The sequence below is a fragment of the Streptomyces sp. V4I2 genome (assembly GCF_030817655.1).
Taxonomy (GTDB): Bacteria; Actinomycetota; Actinomycetes; order Streptomycetales; family Streptomycetaceae; genus Streptomyces; species Streptomyces plumbiresistens.
Genome location: NZ_JAUSZM010000003.1, coordinates 5606896 through 5623030, shown reverse-complemented (window position 1 = coordinate 5623030; position 16135 = coordinate 5606896). Strand labels below are relative to the sequence as shown.

Annotated in this window: 15 protein-coding genes; 5 read left to right on the top strand and 10 right to left on the bottom strand. The window is 71.6% G+C overall.

The genetic code is table 11. The features are described 5' to 3' along the window. The first annotated feature begins 199 nt into the window (after positions 1–199). On the top strand, positions 200–1843 hold the full coding sequence (locus tag QFZ76_RS26630) for a protein kinase (RefSeq protein ID WP_307676088.1): 1644 nt from the start codon (positions 200–202) through the stop codon (positions 1841–1843). A gap of 75 nt (positions 1844–1918) precedes the next feature. On the opposite strand, the gene QFZ76_RS26625 is transcribed toward QFZ76_RS26630, so the two are convergent. Next, the gene (locus QFZ76_RS26625; protein ID WP_266436550.1) at positions 1919–2464 is read right to left on the bottom strand and encodes a bacterial proteasome activator family protein; all 546 of its coding nucleotides are present in this window, start codon (positions 2462–2464) and stop codon (positions 1919–1921) included. A gap of 146 nt (positions 2465–2610) precedes the next feature. Between QFZ76_RS26625 and QFZ76_RS26620 the strand changes: the two genes are divergently transcribed. After that, positions 2611–3174, top strand: a complete 564-nt coding sequence (locus tag QFZ76_RS26620; protein WP_307676087.1) for a hypothetical protein — start codon at positions 2611–2613, stop codon at positions 3172–3174. Positions 3175–3178: 4 nt separating this feature from the next. Here QFZ76_RS26620 and QFZ76_RS26615 read toward each other — a convergent pair whose 3' ends face one another. Then, entirely contained in the window at positions 3179–4159 is a 981-nt protein-coding gene (locus QFZ76_RS26615; RefSeq protein ID WP_307676086.1) for an NAD(P)H-quinone oxidoreductase, read from the bottom strand. A 270-nt stretch (positions 4160–4429) separates the two neighbouring features. Between QFZ76_RS26615 and QFZ76_RS26610 the strand changes: the two genes are divergently transcribed. Together QFZ76_RS26610 and QFZ76_RS26605 are read left to right on the top strand one after the other, a co-directional pair. Next, on the top strand, positions 4430–5458 hold the full coding sequence (locus tag QFZ76_RS26610) for an ATP-binding cassette domain-containing protein (protein ID WP_266436556.1): 1029 nt from the start codon (positions 4430–4432) through the stop codon (positions 5456–5458). Then, on the top strand, positions 5455–6303 hold the full coding sequence (locus tag QFZ76_RS26605; RefSeq protein ID WP_307676085.1) for an ABC transporter permease: 849 nt from the start codon (positions 5455–5457) through the stop codon (positions 6301–6303). The genes QFZ76_RS26610 and QFZ76_RS26605 overlap by 4 nt, the downstream gene beginning before the upstream one ends. Positions 6304–6353: 50 nt before the next feature. Here QFZ76_RS26605 and QFZ76_RS26600 read toward each other — a convergent pair whose 3' ends face one another. From QFZ76_RS26600 to pdhA, 6 genes are all read right to left on the bottom strand, one after another. After that, the gene (locus QFZ76_RS26600; RefSeq protein WP_307676084.1) at positions 6354–7451 is read right to left on the bottom strand and encodes a TrkA family potassium uptake protein; all 1098 of its coding nucleotides are present in this window, start codon (positions 7449–7451) and stop codon (positions 6354–6356) included. Beyond that, positions 7448–8851, bottom strand: a complete 1404-nt coding sequence (locus tag QFZ76_RS26595) for a molybdopterin molybdotransferase MoeA (RefSeq protein WP_307676083.1) — start codon at positions 8849–8851, stop codon at positions 7448–7450. The genes QFZ76_RS26600 and QFZ76_RS26595 overlap by 4 nt, the downstream gene beginning before the upstream one ends. Next, positions 8848–9765 carry an NTP transferase domain-containing protein gene (locus QFZ76_RS26590; protein WP_307676082.1) on the bottom strand — a complete coding sequence of 306 codons (918 nt, stop codon included), beginning with the start codon at positions 9763–9765 and terminating at the stop codon, positions 8848–8850. The genes QFZ76_RS26595 and QFZ76_RS26590 overlap by 4 nt, the downstream gene beginning before the upstream one ends. An 80-nt stretch (positions 9766–9845) precedes the next feature. Beyond that, positions 9846–11210 carry a dihydrolipoamide acetyltransferase family protein gene (locus QFZ76_RS26585; RefSeq protein ID WP_307676081.1) on the bottom strand — a complete coding sequence of 455 codons (1365 nt, stop codon included), beginning with the start codon at positions 11208–11210 and terminating at the stop codon, positions 9846–9848. Then, on the bottom strand, positions 11210–12214 hold the full coding sequence (locus tag QFZ76_RS26580; RefSeq protein WP_307676080.1) for an alpha-ketoacid dehydrogenase subunit beta: 1005 nt from the start codon (positions 12212–12214) through the stop codon (positions 11210–11212). Before QFZ76_RS26580 ends, QFZ76_RS26585 begins: the two co-directional genes overlap by 1 nt. Further along, complete coding sequence (gene pdhA / locus QFZ76_RS26575; protein ID WP_307676079.1) at positions 12214–13347, bottom strand: pyruvate dehydrogenase (acetyl-transferring) E1 component subunit alpha; 1134 nt, start codon at positions 13345–13347, stop codon at positions 12214–12216. The genes QFZ76_RS26580 and pdhA overlap by 1 nt, the downstream gene beginning before the upstream one ends. Positions 13348–13536: 189 nt before the next feature. Here pdhA and QFZ76_RS26570 point away from each other — a divergent pair, with 189 nt between their 5' ends. After that, complete coding sequence (locus tag QFZ76_RS26570; RefSeq protein WP_307680132.1) at positions 13537–14022, top strand: Lrp/AsnC family transcriptional regulator; 486 nt, start codon at positions 13537–13539, stop codon at positions 14020–14022. Positions 14023–14024: 2 nt separating this feature from the next. On the opposite strand, the gene QFZ76_RS26565 is transcribed toward QFZ76_RS26570, so the two are convergent. Both QFZ76_RS26565 and QFZ76_RS26560 read right to left on the bottom strand, forming a co-directional pair. Beyond that, positions 14025–14615: a TetR/AcrR family transcriptional regulator gene (locus QFZ76_RS26565; RefSeq protein ID WP_307676078.1), complete on the bottom strand. Its 591-nt coding sequence runs from the start codon at positions 14613–14615 to the stop codon at positions 14025–14027. Beyond that, complete coding sequence (locus QFZ76_RS26560; RefSeq protein WP_307676077.1) at positions 14612–16129, bottom strand: 3-hydroxyacyl-CoA dehydrogenase; 1518 nt, start codon at positions 16127–16129, stop codon at positions 14612–14614. Before QFZ76_RS26560 ends, QFZ76_RS26565 begins: the two co-directional genes overlap by 4 nt. Positions 16130–16135: the final 6 nt, after the last annotated feature.

Genomic DNA, 16135 nt, shown 5'->3' with positions numbered 1-16135 from the left:
CCGTAGTACGTGCAGACGTGCAAATCCTGTGTACCGCCGGTACCTCCGCTGTAACGCTTGCGCGACCTTTCTTTCGCGTACGGTCACGGAACGGGCACCGCGCTTGACGTGTCAGTGCCCTCCGGCAGACTTGGCCGGGAATAGCACTTTGGATCAATGGCACGCACGGCGCCTGAAGGCCTACGGGGGACGCAGAGACATGAGCCAGGACGGCGCACACGGCCGGTACGCGGGGCGGGCGCTCGCCGGCGGCCGCTATCAGCTGCGCGACTTGCTCGGCGAAGGCGGCATGGCCTCGGTGCACCTCGCCTACGACGCCGTGCTCGACCGCCAGGTCGCGATCAAGACCCTGCACACCGAGCTGGGCCGCGAACAGGCCTTCCGCGAGCGCTTCCGCCGCGAGGCCCAGGCCGTGGCCAAGCTCACGCACACCAACATCGTCTCGGTCTTCGACACCGGCGAGGACGCGCTGGACGGCACGACGATGCCGTACATCGTCATGGAGTACGTCGAGGGCCAGCCGCTCGGCTCGGTGCTGAACGCGGACGTACGGCAGTACGGCGCGATGCCCGCCGACAAGGCGCTGAAGATCACCGCGGACGTGCTCGCCGCGCTGGAGATCAGCCACGAGATGGGGCTGGTCCACCGCGACATCAAGCCGGGCAACGTGATGATGACCAAGCGCGGCGTCGTCAAGGTCATGGACTTCGGCATCGCCCGCGCCATGCAGTCCGGTGTCACCTCGATGACCCAGACCGGCATGGTCGTCGGCACCCCGCAGTACCTGTCGCCGGAGCAGGCGCTGGGCCGCGGCGTCGACGCCCGCTCCGACCTCTACTCCGTCGGCATCATGCTGTTCCAGCTGGTCACCGGTCGGCTGCCGTTCGACGCGGACTCGCCGCTGGCGATCGCGTACGCGCACGTGCAGGAGGAGCCGGTGGCTCCCTCGTCGATCAACCGCGCCCTGCCGCCGGCGGTGGACGCGCTGGTCGCCCGCGCACTGAAGAAGAACCCGAACGAGCGCTTCCCGAGCGCCGAGGCCATGCGCGACGAGTGTCTGCGGGTGGCCGCGTCCTTCCAGCCCGCCGCCCCGAGCATCGTCCCGGGCGCGCCGACGCAGAGCGGCTCGGGCGTCGGCTCCGCGGTGTTCCCGCCGGTCGACCAGGCGACACCGGGGCCGATGGGCAGCGTGCAGACGCCGTACCAGCAGGCTCCGACGCCGAATCCGTACGGCACCCCGCAGCCGTCGGCGTCTTCTCCGGCGTACGGCTATCCGCAGCAGGCCGGCTACCAGACGCCCGGCCCGGCCGGGTACGCGCCGCAGCACGCGTCGACCCCGCCGCCGTACCACCTCACGCCCCAGACCGCCCAGACGTCGTCCTCCGGCGGCGGCAAGAGCAACAAGACGGTGATCATCGGCTCGATCGTGGTCTCGCTGCTCGCGGTCGGCGGGCTGATCGCGGCGCTGATGATGAACAGCGGCCGGGAGGAGGCGAGCGGCGACAGCGGCCCGACGGTGTCGGCGTCGACGTCGACCAAGGCGGCGGGCTACCGCGGCCCGGACACCACGAAGGTGATCGAGAAGACCGAGTGCACCGAGCCGGAGGAGTCGTACAACGACCCCGACCAGGTGCGGATGCCGGACTTCACGTTCAAGAACTGGGACTCGGTCCTCGCCTGCCTCCAGGCCGCCGGGTGGAACTACGACCCGACCCGCGTGGACGAGAACACCTACGGCGAGGACACGGTGATGAAGCAGTACCCCACGGCGGGGACGGACTTCGACCCGAAGAACCCGCCGGAGATGCAGTTCGACGTCTCCACGGGCAACCCGCCGTCGTGACGCCGGGTTTGTGATGTGAAGGGGCCCGGCAGCTTCGGCTGCCGGGCCCTTTTCGTCCGTGGTGGTGTCTGCGGGTTACAGGTACGGCCCGCCCGAACGGCCGCCCGCGCGCAGGTCCTCGCCGCCCTCCTCGTGGCCGCCGACACCCGGCGGGAGGGCGCGGCGCATCTGCTCCAGCTGAGCGCGCGCGGCCATCTGCTGGGCGAACAGGGTGGTCTGGATCCCGTGGAAGAGGCCCTCCAGCCAGCCGACCAACTGGGCCTGCGCGATACGCAGTTCCGCGTCGCTCGGGGTGGCCTCGTCCGCGAACGGCAGGGACAGCCGCTCCAGCTCCTCGACGAGCTCCGGGGCCAGCCCGTCCTCCAGTTCCTTCACCGAGCTGGAGTGGATCTCCTTGAGCCGGACCCGGCTCGCCTCGTCCAGGGGAGCCGCGCGCACCTCTTCGAGGAGCTGCTTGATCATGCTTCCGATCCGCATGACCTTCGCCGGCTGCTCGACCATCTCCGTCACGGGAACCTCGCGGGAGTCCTCGTCTCCTCCGCCGCCGAGAGCCATCCCGTCCTGGCCAACGACCAGGATCTGGGGATTCTCCGGCGACCGTTCGTTCCTCGGCATCTCCATGCCGCCATTCTCTCGCACCCGTACACCTCACCAGCGTGGTGCCCCCGGTAAGGGCTGATCCACCGTTTACGGAGGCCCGGCCTTGACATCGATCCTCTGGAGCAACCTGGAATGCCGGGATCGTGGGTGAATGTCAGGCTTGGTCCGTGACTTCATGGCTGCGCTCGCTGCGCGTGACGGGGGTGCTGATCGTGGTGGGGGCGGGGGTGGTGGTGCTGCCACCCGGGGGCGAGTGGGCGTACGCGGTGTCCGCCTCTCCCTCTCCTTCCTCTTCCCCCTCCGCATCCGCTTCCCGGTCCCCTTCCTCCTCCGCATCCGCCTCGGCCAAGCCCTCCCGGGCCGGGAGCCGCCCGGGTGAGGGACGCCAGCGGCCGGGGCGGCGGGACGAGGCGGAGCAGGCCGAACCGGTGGACACGGAAGCCGCGGTGCCGGAGGACGAGGGGGCGGCGGACACCGAGGAGAACGCGGACGCCGGCCTGGACGGCGGGACGGACGGGGACTCCACCGCCGTACCGGAACCGCCGCGCGGAACCGCTGCCGAGACCGCTGCCATGCCCCCCGCACACCCACGGCGGCCCGCGAAGAAGACCGCCGCTCACCCCGCCGAGCCCGCACTGCGGATCGTGCCGCTCGGCAGCGGGCTGATCCTCGTCGGGCTCGGGCTGGGGCTCGCCTTCGTGGCGCTCCGGATACGGCGGAGCGCCGCCTGAGGCGTTACGACGTGACGAGCAGCACCTTTCCGATGTGGCCGCTCTCCTCCACGACCCGGTGCGCGGCGGCCGCGTCGCTCATCGGAAGCTCGCGGTCGACGATCGGACGGACGTGACCGGCGTCGAGCAGCGGCCAGACGTGCTCGCGTACGGACGCGACGATCGCCGCCTTCTCGCCCAGCGGGCGGGCGCGCAGGGAGGTCGCGCTGATCGCGGCCCGCTTGCCCAGAAGCGCGCCGATGTTCAGCTCGGCCTTGATGCCGCCCTGCATGCCGATGATCGCGAGCCGGCCGTTGACGGCGAGGGCCTTGACGTTGCGGTCGAGGTACTTGGCGCCCATGTTGTCGAGGATGACGTCGGCGCCGGCCCCGTCGGTGGCCTCCTTGATCTCGGCGACGAAGTCCTGCTCGCGGTAGTTGACCAGGATGTCGGCGCCCAGCTCGGCGCAGCGCTCCAGCTTCTCCCTGGTGCCGGCCGTGACGGCGACCTTGGCACCGGCGGTCTTGGCGAGCTGGATCGCCATGGTGCCGATGCCGCTGGAGCCGCCGTGCACGAGCAGGGTCTCGCCGGGCCGGAGGTGGGCGATCATGAAGACGTTCGACCAGACCGTGGCGACCACCTCGGGCAGCGCGGCGGCCTGCTTCAGGTCGACGCCCTTGGGCAGGGGCAGCAGCTGGCCGGCCGGGACGGCGACCTGCTCGGCGTAGCCACCGCCCGCGAGCAGCGCGCACACCTCGTCGCCGACGCTCCAGCCGGAGACACCCGGGCCGGTCGCGGCGATCCGTCCGGAGCACTCCAGGCCGGGGTAGGGGGAGGCACCGGGCGGCGGGTTGTAGAAGCCCTGTCGCTGCAGTATGTCGGCGCGGTTGACGGCACTGGCCGCCACCTCGACCAGCACCTCGCCCTCGCCGGGCACGGGATCCGGGACCTCGTCCCACACCAGCGCCTCGGGCCCACCAGGTTCGGGAATCGTGATCGCATGCATGAAGGGGACGCTACCCGTCGGTCGTTGGTCGGACCCTTGTCGGTGCTCGGTCGGTGCTCGGTCGGTGCTCGGTCGGTGCTCGGGCCGGTGCTCGGGCCGGTCCTCGGGCGGACCCACTTCCGTCCCTGGGCGGATCCTCGTCGGTCCCTGGGCGGACCTCCGTCGGTCCTTCGACCGATCCTCCGGAAATTCGCTGGGCGCGACCGATGAGTTTGCGCGACCGTAAAGGTCTCCCCATGCGTAACCCAAGTGCGTGGAAGGAAACCCACCATGAGCCAGCACACGTCCGGCCTGGCCATCGAGACCGCAGGCCTGGTGAAGACGTTCGGCGAGACACGGGCCGTCGACGGAGTCGACCTCGCGGTGCCGGCAGGCACGGTCTACGGCGTCCTCGGCCCGAACGGCGCCGGAAAGACGACCACGGTGAAGATGCTCGCCACCCTGCTCCGGCCGGACGGCGGCGAGGCCCATGTCTTCGGGCACGATGTCGTACGGGACGCCGACGAGGTCCGCGGCCGGGTCAGCCTGACCGGCCAGTACGCGTCGGTGGACGAGGACCTCACCGGCACCGAGAACCTGGTCCTGCTGGGCCGGCTGCTCGGTCACCACAAGAAGGCCGCGCGGGAACGTGCCGGGCAGCTGCTGGAGGCCTTCGGCCTCACGGACGCGGCCGGCAAGCAGGTCAAGCACTACTCCGGCGGCATGCGGCGGCGTATCGACATCGCCGCCTCCATCCTCAACACCCCCGAGCTGCTCTTTCTCGACGAGCCGACGACCGGCCTCGACCCGCGCAGCCGCAACCAGGTGTGGGACATCGTGCGCGCGGTCGTCGCCCAGGGCACCACCGTGCTGCTGACCACGCAGTACCTGGACGAGGCCGACCAGCTGGCGTCCCGGATCGCGGTCATCGACCAGGGCAAGGTGATCGCCGAGGGCACCAAGGGCGAGCTGAAGGCCTCCGTGGGCGCCGGTTCCGTACATCTGCGACTGCGTGATCCGGCGCAGCGGCCGCAGGCCGAGCAGGTACTGCGGCTGGCCATGGACGCGGACGTGCAGCTGGAGCCGGATCCGGTGGCGCTGACGGCCCGCGTCGGGAGCGGGGCGTCGAACGGGCAGGGGGCGGCCGAGCAGGCGGCCCGCGCGCTCGCCGAACTGGCCCGCACCGGCGTGATCGTCGACAACTTCTCCCTGGGGCAGCCCAGCCTGGACGAGGTCTTCCTCGCCCTCACCGGACACGACACCCACGACGCGAAGAACTCCACCGACACGGACGACTCGAAGGACGAGGTGGCGGCATGAGCACCGCGACGACCACGGAGACCAAGGACCTCGCCCCGGTCAGGACCGAATCCCTCGCGGCGCTGCTCGTCACCGGTGAGCGGCCGCCGCGTCCGAGCGCCCTGTCGGCCTCGCTGACCTTCGGCTGGCGGGCCATCCTCAAGATCAAACACGTGCCGGAACAGCTCTTCGACGTCACGGCGTTCCCGATCATGATGGTGCTGATGTACACGTACCTGTTCGGGGGCGCCCTGGCCGGGTCCCCGAAGGAGTACATCCAGTTCCTGCTGCCGGGCATCCTGGTGATGTCGGTCGTGATGATCACGATGTACACCGGCGTCTCGGTGAACACCGACATCGAGAAGGGCGTCTTCGACCGGTTCCGCACGCTGCCGATCTGGCGGCCGTCGGTGATGGTCGGCTATCTCCTCGGCGACGCCCTGCGCTACACGATCGCGTCCGTCGTGATGCTCACGGTCGGCATGATCCTCGGCTACCGCCCGGACGGCGGGGTCGCCGGAGTGCTTGCCGGGATCGCGCTGCTGATCGTGTTCTCGTTCGCGTTCTCGTGGATCTGGACCATGTTCGGGCTGATGCTGCGCACCGAGAAGTCGGTGATGGGCGTCAGCATGATGGTGATCTTCCCGCTGACCTTCCTGTCCAACGTCTTCGTCGACCCGAAGACCATGCCGGGCTGGCTGCAGGCGTTCGTCAACAACAGTCCGGTGACCCATGTGGCGTCCGCGGTGCGCGGCCTGATGGCGGGCGACTGGCCGGCCGACGAGGTCGCCTGGTCGCTGGGCTGGGCGGGCCTGTTCGTGGCGGTCTTCGGGCCGATCACGATGCGGCTGTACAACCGCAAGTAGCCCCGCCCCATTACCTCTGCTACCTCTGCTACCAGTCCTGCTCACTGCGATCAGGAGTGGGGCAGCGGGCGGACGTCGGGCGCGATCTGCGAGCCCGGCGTCGCCCGCACGATGGTGATCAGCCGGTCCGTCAACTGCAGCGTGCCGACGGCCGCATCGTCGTATCCGAGCACCCGATGCCCGCGTACGACGCTCACCACCAGGTCGTCCGTCTCCTTCGGGCGCTTGCCCACCTCGGCCTTTATGACCGGCCGTTCGATGATGTCGAGCCCGCTGCCCTGCTGGATCAGGTCCTCCATCACCATGCCGGCCGCGGGGCTCAGCACGGACAGGCCGAGCAGCCGTCCGGCGGCACTGGCGCTGGTGATCACCGCGTCGGCGCCGGACTGCTTCAGCAGCGGGGCGTTCTCCTCCTCCCGTACCGCGGCCACGATCTTCGCGCCCTTGTTGAGCTGCCGGGCCGTCAGCGTCACGAGGACCGCCGTGTCGTCGCGCTGCGTCGCGATGATGATCTTCCGGGCCCGGTGCACCTCGGCCCGCATCAGGACGTCGCTGCGCGTCGCGTCCCCGATGATCCCGGCATACCCGTCCGCGGTCGCCGCGTCGATCACCTTGGAGCTGGGGTCGACCACGACGACCTGCTCCTTCTTCAGTCCCGTCGCACAGACGGTCTGGATCGCCGAGCGCCCCTTCGTGCCGAAACCGATGACGACGGTGTGGTCACGCAAGGTGGACCTCCAGCGGTTGAGTCGCCATTCCTCACGCGTGCGCTCGGTGAGAACCTCGAGCGTGGTGCCGACCAGGATGATCAGGAACAGCACGCGCATCGGCGTGATGACGAGGATGTTGGTGAGCCGGGCGGCGTCGCTGACCGGGGTGATGTCGCCGTATCCGGTGGTCGAGAGGGTGACGGTCGCGTAGTAGAGGGCGTCGAGGAGGTCGATGGAGCCGTCGGAGTTGTCGTTGTAGCCGTCGTGGTCGGCGTAGACGATCAGGGAGGTGGCGACAAGCAGGGACAACGCCATGAAAACGCGCCTGGCGACCTGCCGGAACGGGTGCTCCACCACCTTGCGGGGGAGTTTCACCCGATGGGTCACGAGATGCTCGTCCGCCTGACGGGCGATCGCGTCCTGGCCCGGAAGTTTCACGTGAAACACACCCCGATTCCGGCCGTGGCCCAGGGCAGGTCGAGCAGTTCCGTCTCCTCACCGGGCCGCGCCCCGCCCGGTGGTACGACGGCCAGGGCGTCGGACCCCGCGATGCCCCGCAGCATCGCCGGACCGTTGTAGTGCAGCGGCACGGCACTGTCACCGCGCAGGACCACAGGGATGAGCCGGGTGTCGTGCGGATGACCGTGCGCCTCGTCCCGCAGCGGCAGCGTGTACGGCTCCGGAGCGGGGCGTGCCGCGAGGGTGCGCAGCAGGGGCTCGGCGAGCGTGAGCAGACCGGAGACGGCCGCGAGAGGGTTGCCGGGCAGGCCGACGAGGTGCTGGTTCTCCTTGGTGCGGGCCAGCAGCATGGGGTGGCCGGGGCGCACCTTGACGCCGTCCACCAGGAGTTCGGCGCCGATGCGCCGAAGAGTGGGGTGGACGTGGTCGACGGGGCCGGAGGCGGTGCCGCCGGTGGTGACGATCACGTCGGAGCCCGAGGTGGTGATCGCCTTGTGGAGCGCCTTGGCGTCGTCGCCGAGCCGGCGTACGGCGGTGACCTCGGCGCCGAGCGCGCGCAGCCAGGGCGGGAGCATCGGGCCGAGCGCGTCCCTGATCAGCCCGTCGTGCGGCTTGCCCTCGGTGAGCAACTCGTCGCCGAGGACGAGGACTTCGACGCGGGGGCGGGGTACGGCGGTGAGGGTGTCGTATCCGGCGGCCGCGGCGAGGCCGAGCACCGCCGGGGTGACGAGGGTGCCGGCCGGCAGGAGGTGGTCGCCGCTGCGGCACTCCTGGCCGCGCGGGCGGATGTCCTGGCCGTGCGCCATCTCGCGGGTGGCGTGGAGGTGACCCTTGTCGTCGGTGCGGCCGTGCTCGCTGCGCAGGACGGCGGTGGTGTCGAGGGGGATGCGGGCGCCGGTGGCGATCCGGACGGCCTCGCCGTCGGTGAGCGGCTCGGGCTCCGCGCGTCCGGCGAGTAGGCCCTCCTCCCGTACGGCCCAGGGGCCGGGGCCCGCGACCGCCCAGCCGTCCATCGCCGAGGTGTCGAAGGAGGGCAGGTCGGTGAGGGCGGTGAGGGGGGCGGCCAGGGTGAGGCCGAGGGCGTCGTCGAGGACGACGGAGACGAGGGCGCGGTCGGTGCCGCGGGTGGCGGACCGGGCGGCGCGGGTGGCGATCGCGCGGGCCTCGGGCCAGGGGGTGGCCCGGTGGCGGGGGTCCGGTGGGGAAGACGCGCCGTGCCGGCCGGCTTGCGGGGCGGGTGCGGGCACGTGATCACCGGCGGCGTGGCCGTTCCCTTCCTTCACGAGGGCGAGCACCTCCTCGACGTCGAAGTCCTCGGCGTCCTCGGTGTCCTCGGCGTTCTCGGCGTTCTCGCCGGTCCGGGCGGCGCGGGGGGTCATCCGGCGTCCGGGCGGGCGTCCGGCGTGGCGTCGGGGGCCTTGTCCGGCTTGGCGTCGGCGGTGTCCTCGTCCGCCCAGCGGAGGGCGAGGGCGGCGGCCTTGCGGGACGCCTCGGCCACCGCCTGAGGGCCTCCCCCGGCCTGCGCGGCCGCGTAGCCGACGAGGAAGGTGGTCAGCGGTGCCGCGGGCCTCGCGACGCCGTGGGCGGCGTCACGGGCGAGGTCGAGCAGCACACCGGTGTCGACGTCGAGGTCGATGCCCAGCTCGTCCTTGACTGCGGAAATCCATTCATCCAACACGTGCCCATGCTCCCTGATGCGTGCCCTGGCAGTGGCGATGTCGTCCCAGGTGTCGCAGTCGAAGGACGCGACGGGGTCCGGGACGCGGGTGAGGTCGAGACCGGCGGTGAGCCGGCGCAGAGGCAGCCCGTTCGCGCTGCCGTGCGCCTTGACGAGGGCGGCCAGCTCCCGGCGCAGTGCGGGCGCGCGGTACGCGGCCACCAGCGGCTGGTCGCGGCCGTCGGCGTCGGTCAGCAGCACGCCGTCGGCGCCGGTCGCCCCGAGGGCGGTCAGCAGCCGCCGTACCGTCGCCTCGCCGAGGAACGGCAGGTCGGCGGAGAGGACGACGACCTGCTCGGCCGTGGTGTGCCGCAGCCCGGCGTCGAGTGCGGCCACCGGTCCGCCGCCGGGCGGATCCTCGCGTGCCCAGGTCGCGGGCCGCGCGGTCGGCCGGGGATCGGCGACGACGACGGTGGTACGCGCGTCGGCGCAGGCGGCGAGCACCCGGTCGAGCAGCGCCCGCCCGCCCACCCGTACGCCGGGTTTGTCCGCACCGCCGAGCCGCCGGGCGGCACCGCCGGCGAGTACGACGGCGTCGTACTCGGCGTCAGCCAGGTGCGGCTCGTTGGCGGTCACCCCCCGAGTATGCGTGCCGCCGCGATCACAGGGAACGCCGATCACAGGGAAGGCGGGAGGGTCTCGCCGTCACGGCGTGATCAGAGGGTGCGCAGGAGGACCGTCGGCTGTTCCACGCAGTCCGCCACGTACCGCAGGAAGCCGCCTGCCGTGCCGCCGTCGCACACCCGGTGGTCGAAGGTGAGCGAGAGCTGGACGACCTGGCGCACCGCCAGCTCGCCCTCGTGCACCCAGGGCTTGGGCACTATGCGGCCGATGCCGAGCATGGCGGCCTCGGGGTGGTTGATGATCGGCGTGGAGCCGTCGACGCCGAACACTCCATAGTTGTTCAGCGTGAAGGTGCCGCCGGTCAGTTCCCGGGGGGTGAGTCGGCCCGCGCGGGCCGACTCGGTCAGCCGGGCGAACTCCGCGGTCAGCGACTGAGCGTCCCGCGCCTGCGCGTCCCGTACGACGGGCACGACGAGTCCCCGCTCGGTCTGCGCGGCGAACCCGAGGTGCACGGCGTCGAGCCGGACGATCTCCCTGGCCTCCATGTCCACGGTGGAGTTGAGCTCGGGGTAACGGGCCAGGGCGGCGGTGCAGATGCGGGCCAGGAGGGCGAGGAGGGAGATCTTCGGCCCTGCGGCGGCGTTCATCGCGGTGCGCGCCCGCATGAGTTCCGTGGCGTCGGCATCCACCCAGCAGGTGGCGTCCGGGATCTCGCGCCGGCTGCGGGAGAGTTTGTCGGCTGCGGCGCCCTGGATGCCCTTGAGGGGGATGCGGGTGGCTGCGGCGGTAGGTGCGTTCGGTGCCTTCGGTGCGGAGGGGGCCGGGGTGGCGGTGGTGGTCGGCGCCACGGGCAGGTGGTGTTCGTCGGCTGACGGCATCGCCGTATGCCCGGCCGGGACCGCCGTACGCCCCTGCGCGGCGGCGGCCCGCAGTGCGTACTCGACGTCGGCCCGCAGGATCAGCCCGTCGGGCCCGGAGCCGTTCAGCTCCCTGAGGTCGAGGCCGTTCTCGCGGGCGAGGCGGCGCACCAACGGCGAGATCACCGGAACCGGACCGTCGACCGGCTCGGAGGCGCCGACCTGACCGTTCGCCACAGCGGCTGCCGGGGCAGGCTGTCCCGGCCGCACCCTGCGGCGACGCGCGGGCGCCTGAGACGTGCCGTATCCGACGAGCACGTTGCCCGAGCCCTCGGCCGGGGCGCCGGAGGCCGGCGCACCCACGGCGACCGTGATCAGCGGCGCCCCGACGGGCAGTTCCGTGCCCTCCTCGCCGAAGCGGGCGGTGACGACCCCTGCGTAGGGGCAGGGCACCTCGACCATCGCCTTGGCCGTCTCGACCTCGACCACGGGCTGGTCGACGGCGACGACGTCGCCGACCTCGACCAACCAGCGGACGATTCCCGCCTCGGTGAGCCCCTCCCCGAGGTCGGGGAGCTTGAACTCGAGCACTTGTGCCATCAGCCCTCGGCCTCCCATTGCAGACGCCCCACGGCATCCAGGATCCGGTCCACGCCGGGCAGGTGGTGACGCTCCAGCATCGGCGGCGGGTAGGGGATGTCGAACCCGGCCACGCGCAGCACCGGCGCCTCCAGACAGTGGAAGCAGCGCTCCGTGACACGGGCTGCGATCTCCCCGCCCGGCCCGCCGAACCCGCCCGACTCGTGTACGACGACCGCTCGCCCGGTCCGCCGTACCGAGGCGCAGACCGTTTCGTCGTCGAACGGCACCAGGGAGCGCAGGTCGACGACTTCGAGGTCCCAGCCCTCTTCCCGGGCTGCCTCGGCGGCTTCGAGGCAGACGGGCACGGACGGCCCGTACGTGATGAGTGTGGCGCTCCGGCCCGAGCGCCGCACCACCGCGCGGCCTATCGGTTCAACGGTCTGCGGGTCGTCCGGGTTCCAGGAGTCCTTGGACCAGTACAGGCGCTTGGGTTCGAGGAAGACGACCGGGTCGTCGGAGGCGATGGCGGCGCGCAGCAGGCCGTAGGCGTCGGCGACCGTGGCGGGCGTGACGACATGGAGGCCCGGAGTCGCCATGTAGTACGCCTCGGACGAGTCGCTGTGGTGCTCGACCCCGCCGATGCCGCCGCCGTAGGGGACCCGGATGGTCAGCGGGAGCGGCATCGCGCCGCGGGTGCGGTTGCGCATCCTCGACACATGGCTGATCAGCTGCTCGAACGCCGGGTAGGCGAACGCGTCGAACTGCATCTCCACCACCGGGCGCAGCCCGTACATCGCCATGCCGACCGCAGTGCCGAGGATGCCCGCCTCGGCCAGCGGGGTGTCCGTGCAGCGGTCCTCGCCGAACTCCTTGGCGAGCCCGTCGGTGACCCGGAAGACACCGCCGAGGGTGCCGACGTCCTCGCCCATGACGTGCACGGTCGGGTCGGCGGCCATGGCGTCGCGCATCGCGCGCGTGAGGGCCTGCGCCATGGTGGCCGGCTTGAGGGCGACGGTGGTCATCAGTGCGCCCCTTCCTGTCCCGCCGCCAGCTCGGCACGCAACTGTGCCTGCTGCTCGCGCAGTTGCGAGGTGGGCTCCGCGTACACGTGGGCGAACAGGTCCATGGGGTCGAGCGGCGGGTCCTGGTTCATGCGCTCACGCAGGTCGGCGGCCATGGTCTCGGCGGCGTTCCGGGCCGCCTGGATGCCCTCCTCGTCGAGGAGGCCCCGCTCGGTCAGCTCGTGCTCCAGAAGGGCGATCGGGTCGTGCCCGCGCCAGGTCTCGACCTCGGCGTCACCGCGGTAGCGGGTCGCGTCGTCGGCGTTGGTGTGGGCCTCGACGCGGTACGTGATCGCCTCGACCAGCGTGGGACCGCCGCCCTCGCGCGCGCGCCGTACGGCGTCGGCGAGGACCTGGTGCACGGCGGCGGCGTCGTTGCCGTCGACCAGGCGGCCGGGCATGCCGTAGCCGACGGCCTTGTGGGCCAGCGACGGGGCCGCGGTCTGCTTGGCGAGCGGGACGGAGATGGCGAAGCCGTTGTTCTGGACGAGGAAGACGACCGGGGCCTGCCAGACGGCGGCGAAGTTCAGCGCCTCGTGGAAGTCGCCCTCACTGGAGCCGCCGTCGCCGACCATCGCCAGCGCGACCACGTCGTCGCCCTTGAGGCGGGCGGCGTGCGCGAGGCCGACGGCGTGCGGGAGCTGGGTGGCGAGGGGGGTGCACAGGGGGGCCACGCGGTGCTCGCGCGGGTCGTAGCCGGTGTGCCAGTCGCCGCGCAGGAGGGTGAGGGCCTGGACGGGGTCCACGCCGCGGGCGACGGCCGCGAGGGTGTCGCGGTAGCTGGGGAAGAGCCAGTCGCGGTCCTCGAGGACCAGCGCGGCGGCGACCTCGCAGGCCTCCTGACCGGTGCTGGACGGGTAGACCGCCAGGCGGCCCTGCTTGGTGAGAGCCGTGGCCTGCGCGTTGTACCGGCGGCCGCGTACCAGTTCGGCGTACAGACGGCGCAGCAGCCCGGGATCGGCCTGCGCGGCCGCCTCGGTGCCGAGGACGCGGTACGGACGCACGTCGGGCAGCAGCGGCGCGGGGTCGGTGCGGGGCTGCCAGGCGGGCGGCGGGGTCGGCTTGTAAGCGCCCCGCTGCTCCATGACCGTCATGACGGCACCTCCTCGTGGGAGCGGCTTCAGGCGCGCCACGGGTGTGATGCGCCTCACCTACCGATTGTTCGGTCGTCGGCACATTTTGGCTACCGGCACCCTCAGGCTGTGGACAAACGGTTCTGCACAGCCTCAAATGAACGCAGTACGTCCATGGTAGAGAGGCGGGGGCGCATGGCATCTGAACAAATGGCCGAGAGCCCGGACGGCAGCGGCCCCCAGCCGCCCGCACGCCCGCTCGATCCCATCGATCTGGACATCCTGCAGATGCTCCAGGCGGACGGCCGCGCGTCGATAAGGTCGGTCGCCGAACGGGTCCATGTCTCGCGCGCCAACGCCTACGCCCGCATCAACCGCCTCATCGAGGACGGCGTCATCCGCGGCTTCGGGGCCCGCGTCAACCATGAACGCGCAGGTCAGGGCACCTCGGCGTACATCACGCTGAAGATCGTCCAGAACTCCTGGCGCACGGTCCGCGAGCAGCTCAGACAGCTGCCCGGCGCCTCCCACATCGCCCTGGTGGGCGGCGACTTCGACGTACTGCTCCTGGTGCACACGTCCGACAACAGGGCCCTGCGCGAGCTGGTGCTCACCCGCCTCCAGGCGATCCCCGAGGTGCTCAGCACGCGCACGCTGCTGGTGTTCGAGGAGGAGGACCTGGAACCGCAGGGCTGACGTCAGTACTCCTCGCGAAGCCCTGAGAACACCAACCGCGCGACGGCGTCGGCGACCTCGCGCTCGTTCATGCCCCGTCCGTCCGGCCGGTACCACTCCACAATCGAGTTGATCATCCCGAAGACGAGCCGCGTCGCGAGCCGTACCTCCACGTCGCCGCGCACGTCCCCGTCGGCGGCCGCCGCCTTGAGCAGCTCGGCGACCCGGTGGTCGAAGTCGCGACGCCGCTCCAGGGCCCACCGCTCGGTACCGGTGTTGCCGCGCACGCGCAGCAACAGCGTCACGTACGGCAGTTCGGCGATGAGCACCTCGACCATGCGCCGTACGACGTACTCCAGGCGCTCGGCGGAACGCCCCACGCGCGCGTGCTCCTCGTCGAGGATCCCGAAGAGGCCGTCCAGCGCCCGGCTGACGGCGCGGCGCAGCAGTTCCTCCTTGCCGGAGACGTGGTGGTATATCGACGACTTGGAGATGCCGGCCGCCTTGGACAGGTGCTCCATGGAGGTGCCGTCGTAGCCGCGTTCGTTGAAGACCTGGACGGCGACGGACAGCAGCGTCTCCGGTGTGTACGTGTCGCGCTTGGCGGTGGTCATGAGGTGCTGCCCTCCCGCTTGTCGGTGGCGTACGCGTGGCGGTACAGCGCGAGGGACGGCGCATAGCGCCCCGAGGGGTCGCGCATGTGCAGGTCGTCGAGGAGGGCGTAGGCCCAGTTGCGGCCGAGCCGGCGGCTCCACTCGAAGGGGCCCAGGGGGTAGTTGACCCCGAGGCGCATCGCGGTGTCGATGTCCTCCTCGGTGGCCACGCCCTTGGCGACGGCGTCGTGCGCCAGGTCGACGATGCGCGCGACCGTACGCGCCACGATCATGCCGGGGACGTCACCGATGACGCTGACCTGCTTGCCGAGCGCCTGGAAGAGGCCGACGGCCTCGGCGAGGGTCTGCTGGGCGGTGTCCTGGGAGGCGGACAGGGCGATGCGGGTGGCGCGACGGTAGTCGAGCGCGAGGTCGAAGTAGACGACGTCCCGGAACTCGACCGAGGTCTGTCCGTCGGCGAGGGCCAGCTGGCCGCCGCTCGGCAGCACCAGGCGGGTGCCGTGGTCCTCGTCGTCCTCGCGGACCGGGATGCCCGCCTCGCGGACCAGGTTGAGCAGTTCGGCGGCGGGGCCCAGGTCGCCCTCGGCGACGACGTACGCGGGCGGCTGGGCCGGTTCCGCGGTGTGCGGTTCGGGACGGTCTGCATCGTCGGCGTAGTCGTACCAGCCGCGTCCGGTCTTGCGGCCGAGCCGGCCCGACTCGACCAGGCGGCGCTGGGCGAGCGAGGGCGTGAACCGCACGTCCTGGAAGAGGGCCTGCCACACGGAGTGCGTGACCGACTCGTTGACGTCCTGGCCGATGAGGTCGGTGAGTTCGAAGGCGCCCATCTTGAAGCCGCCGCACTCGCGCAGGACCGCGTCGATGGTGGCGGGTTCGGCACCCTGCGCCTCGTGGACCGCGAGGGCCTCCGCGTAGAAGGGCCGCGCGATGCGGTTGACGATGAAGCCCGGGGTGTCGGCGCAGGCGACCGGGGTCTTGCCCCAGGCGCGGGCCATCTCGTACGCGCGCGTGGCCGACGAGACGTCGGTGGCGAACCCGGAGACGACCTCCACCAGGGGCAGCAGCGGCGCGGGGTTGAAGAAGTGCAGGCCCACCAGGCGGCCCGGGTTGCGCAGGGCGCCGCCGATGGCCGTCACCGACAGCGACGAGGTGTTGGTGGCGAGCAGGCAGTCCTCGCCGACCACGTCCTCCAGCGCGCGGAACAGCTCCTGCTTGACGTCCAGCCGCTCCAGGACGGCCTCGACGACGAGGGCGCAGTCCGCGAGGTCGGCGAGGTTCTGTGCGGGCAGCAGGCGCGCGCGTGCCGCGTCCCGGTCGGCGGCGCCGAGCCGGTCCTTCTCGACGAGCCGGTCGAGGCGGGCGCCGATCGCACCGGCAGCCTCCTGGGCCCGGCCGGGAGCGGCGTCGTACAGCCGTACGGAATGGCCGGCGACCAGCGCGACCTGGGCGATGCCCTGGCCCATGGTGCCGGTGCCGACGACGGCCACGGGGCTGCTGAGGTCGAGTGCTGTCATGTGCGC

What these genes read in the sequence shown, in the direction of transcription:
- QFZ76_RS26630 (WP_307676088.1), top strand. Translation starts at nt 200, where the DNA reads ATGAGCCAGGACGGCGCACACGGCCGGTACGCGGGGCGGGCGCTCGCC.
- QFZ76_RS26625 (WP_266436550.1), bottom strand. Translation starts at nt 2,464, where the DNA reads ATGGAGATGCCGAGGAACGAACGGTCGCCGGAGAATCCCCAGATCCTG.
- QFZ76_RS26615 (WP_307676086.1), bottom strand. Translation starts at nt 4,159, where the DNA reads ATGCATGCGATCACGATTCCCGAACCTGGTGGGCCCGAGGCGCTGGTG.
- QFZ76_RS26610 (WP_266436556.1), top strand. Translation starts at nt 4,430, where the DNA reads ATGAGCCAGCACACGTCCGGCCTGGCCATCGAGACCGCAGGCCTGGTG.
- QFZ76_RS26605 (WP_307676085.1), top strand. Translation starts at nt 5,455, where the DNA reads ATGAGCACCGCGACGACCACGGAGACCAAGGACCTCGCCCCGGTCAGG.
- QFZ76_RS26595 (WP_307676083.1), bottom strand. Translation starts at nt 8,851, where the DNA reads ATGACCCCCCGCGCCGCCCGGACCGGCGAGAACGCCGAGAACGCCGAG.
- QFZ76_RS26585 (WP_307676081.1), bottom strand. Translation starts at nt 11,210, where the DNA reads ATGGCACAAGTGCTCGAGTTCAAGCTCCCCGACCTCGGGGAGGGGCTC.
- QFZ76_RS26580 (WP_307676080.1), bottom strand. Translation starts at nt 12,214, where the DNA reads ATGACCACCGTCGCCCTCAAGCCGGCCACCATGGCGCAGGCCCTCACG.
- pdhA (WP_307676079.1), bottom strand. Translation starts at nt 13,347, where the DNA reads ATGACGGTCATGGAGCAGCGGGGCGCTTACAAGCCGACCCCGCCGCCC.
- QFZ76_RS26570 (WP_307680132.1), top strand. Translation starts at nt 13,537, where the DNA reads ATGGCCGAGAGCCCGGACGGCAGCGGCCCCCAGCCGCCCGCACGCCCG.
- QFZ76_RS26565 (WP_307676078.1), bottom strand. Translation starts at nt 14,615, where the DNA reads ATGACCACCGCCAAGCGCGACACGTACACACCGGAGACGCTGCTGTCC.
- QFZ76_RS26560 (WP_307676077.1), bottom strand. Translation starts at nt 16,129, where the DNA reads ATGACAGCACTCGACCTCAGCAGCCCCGTGGCCGTCGTCGGCACCGGC.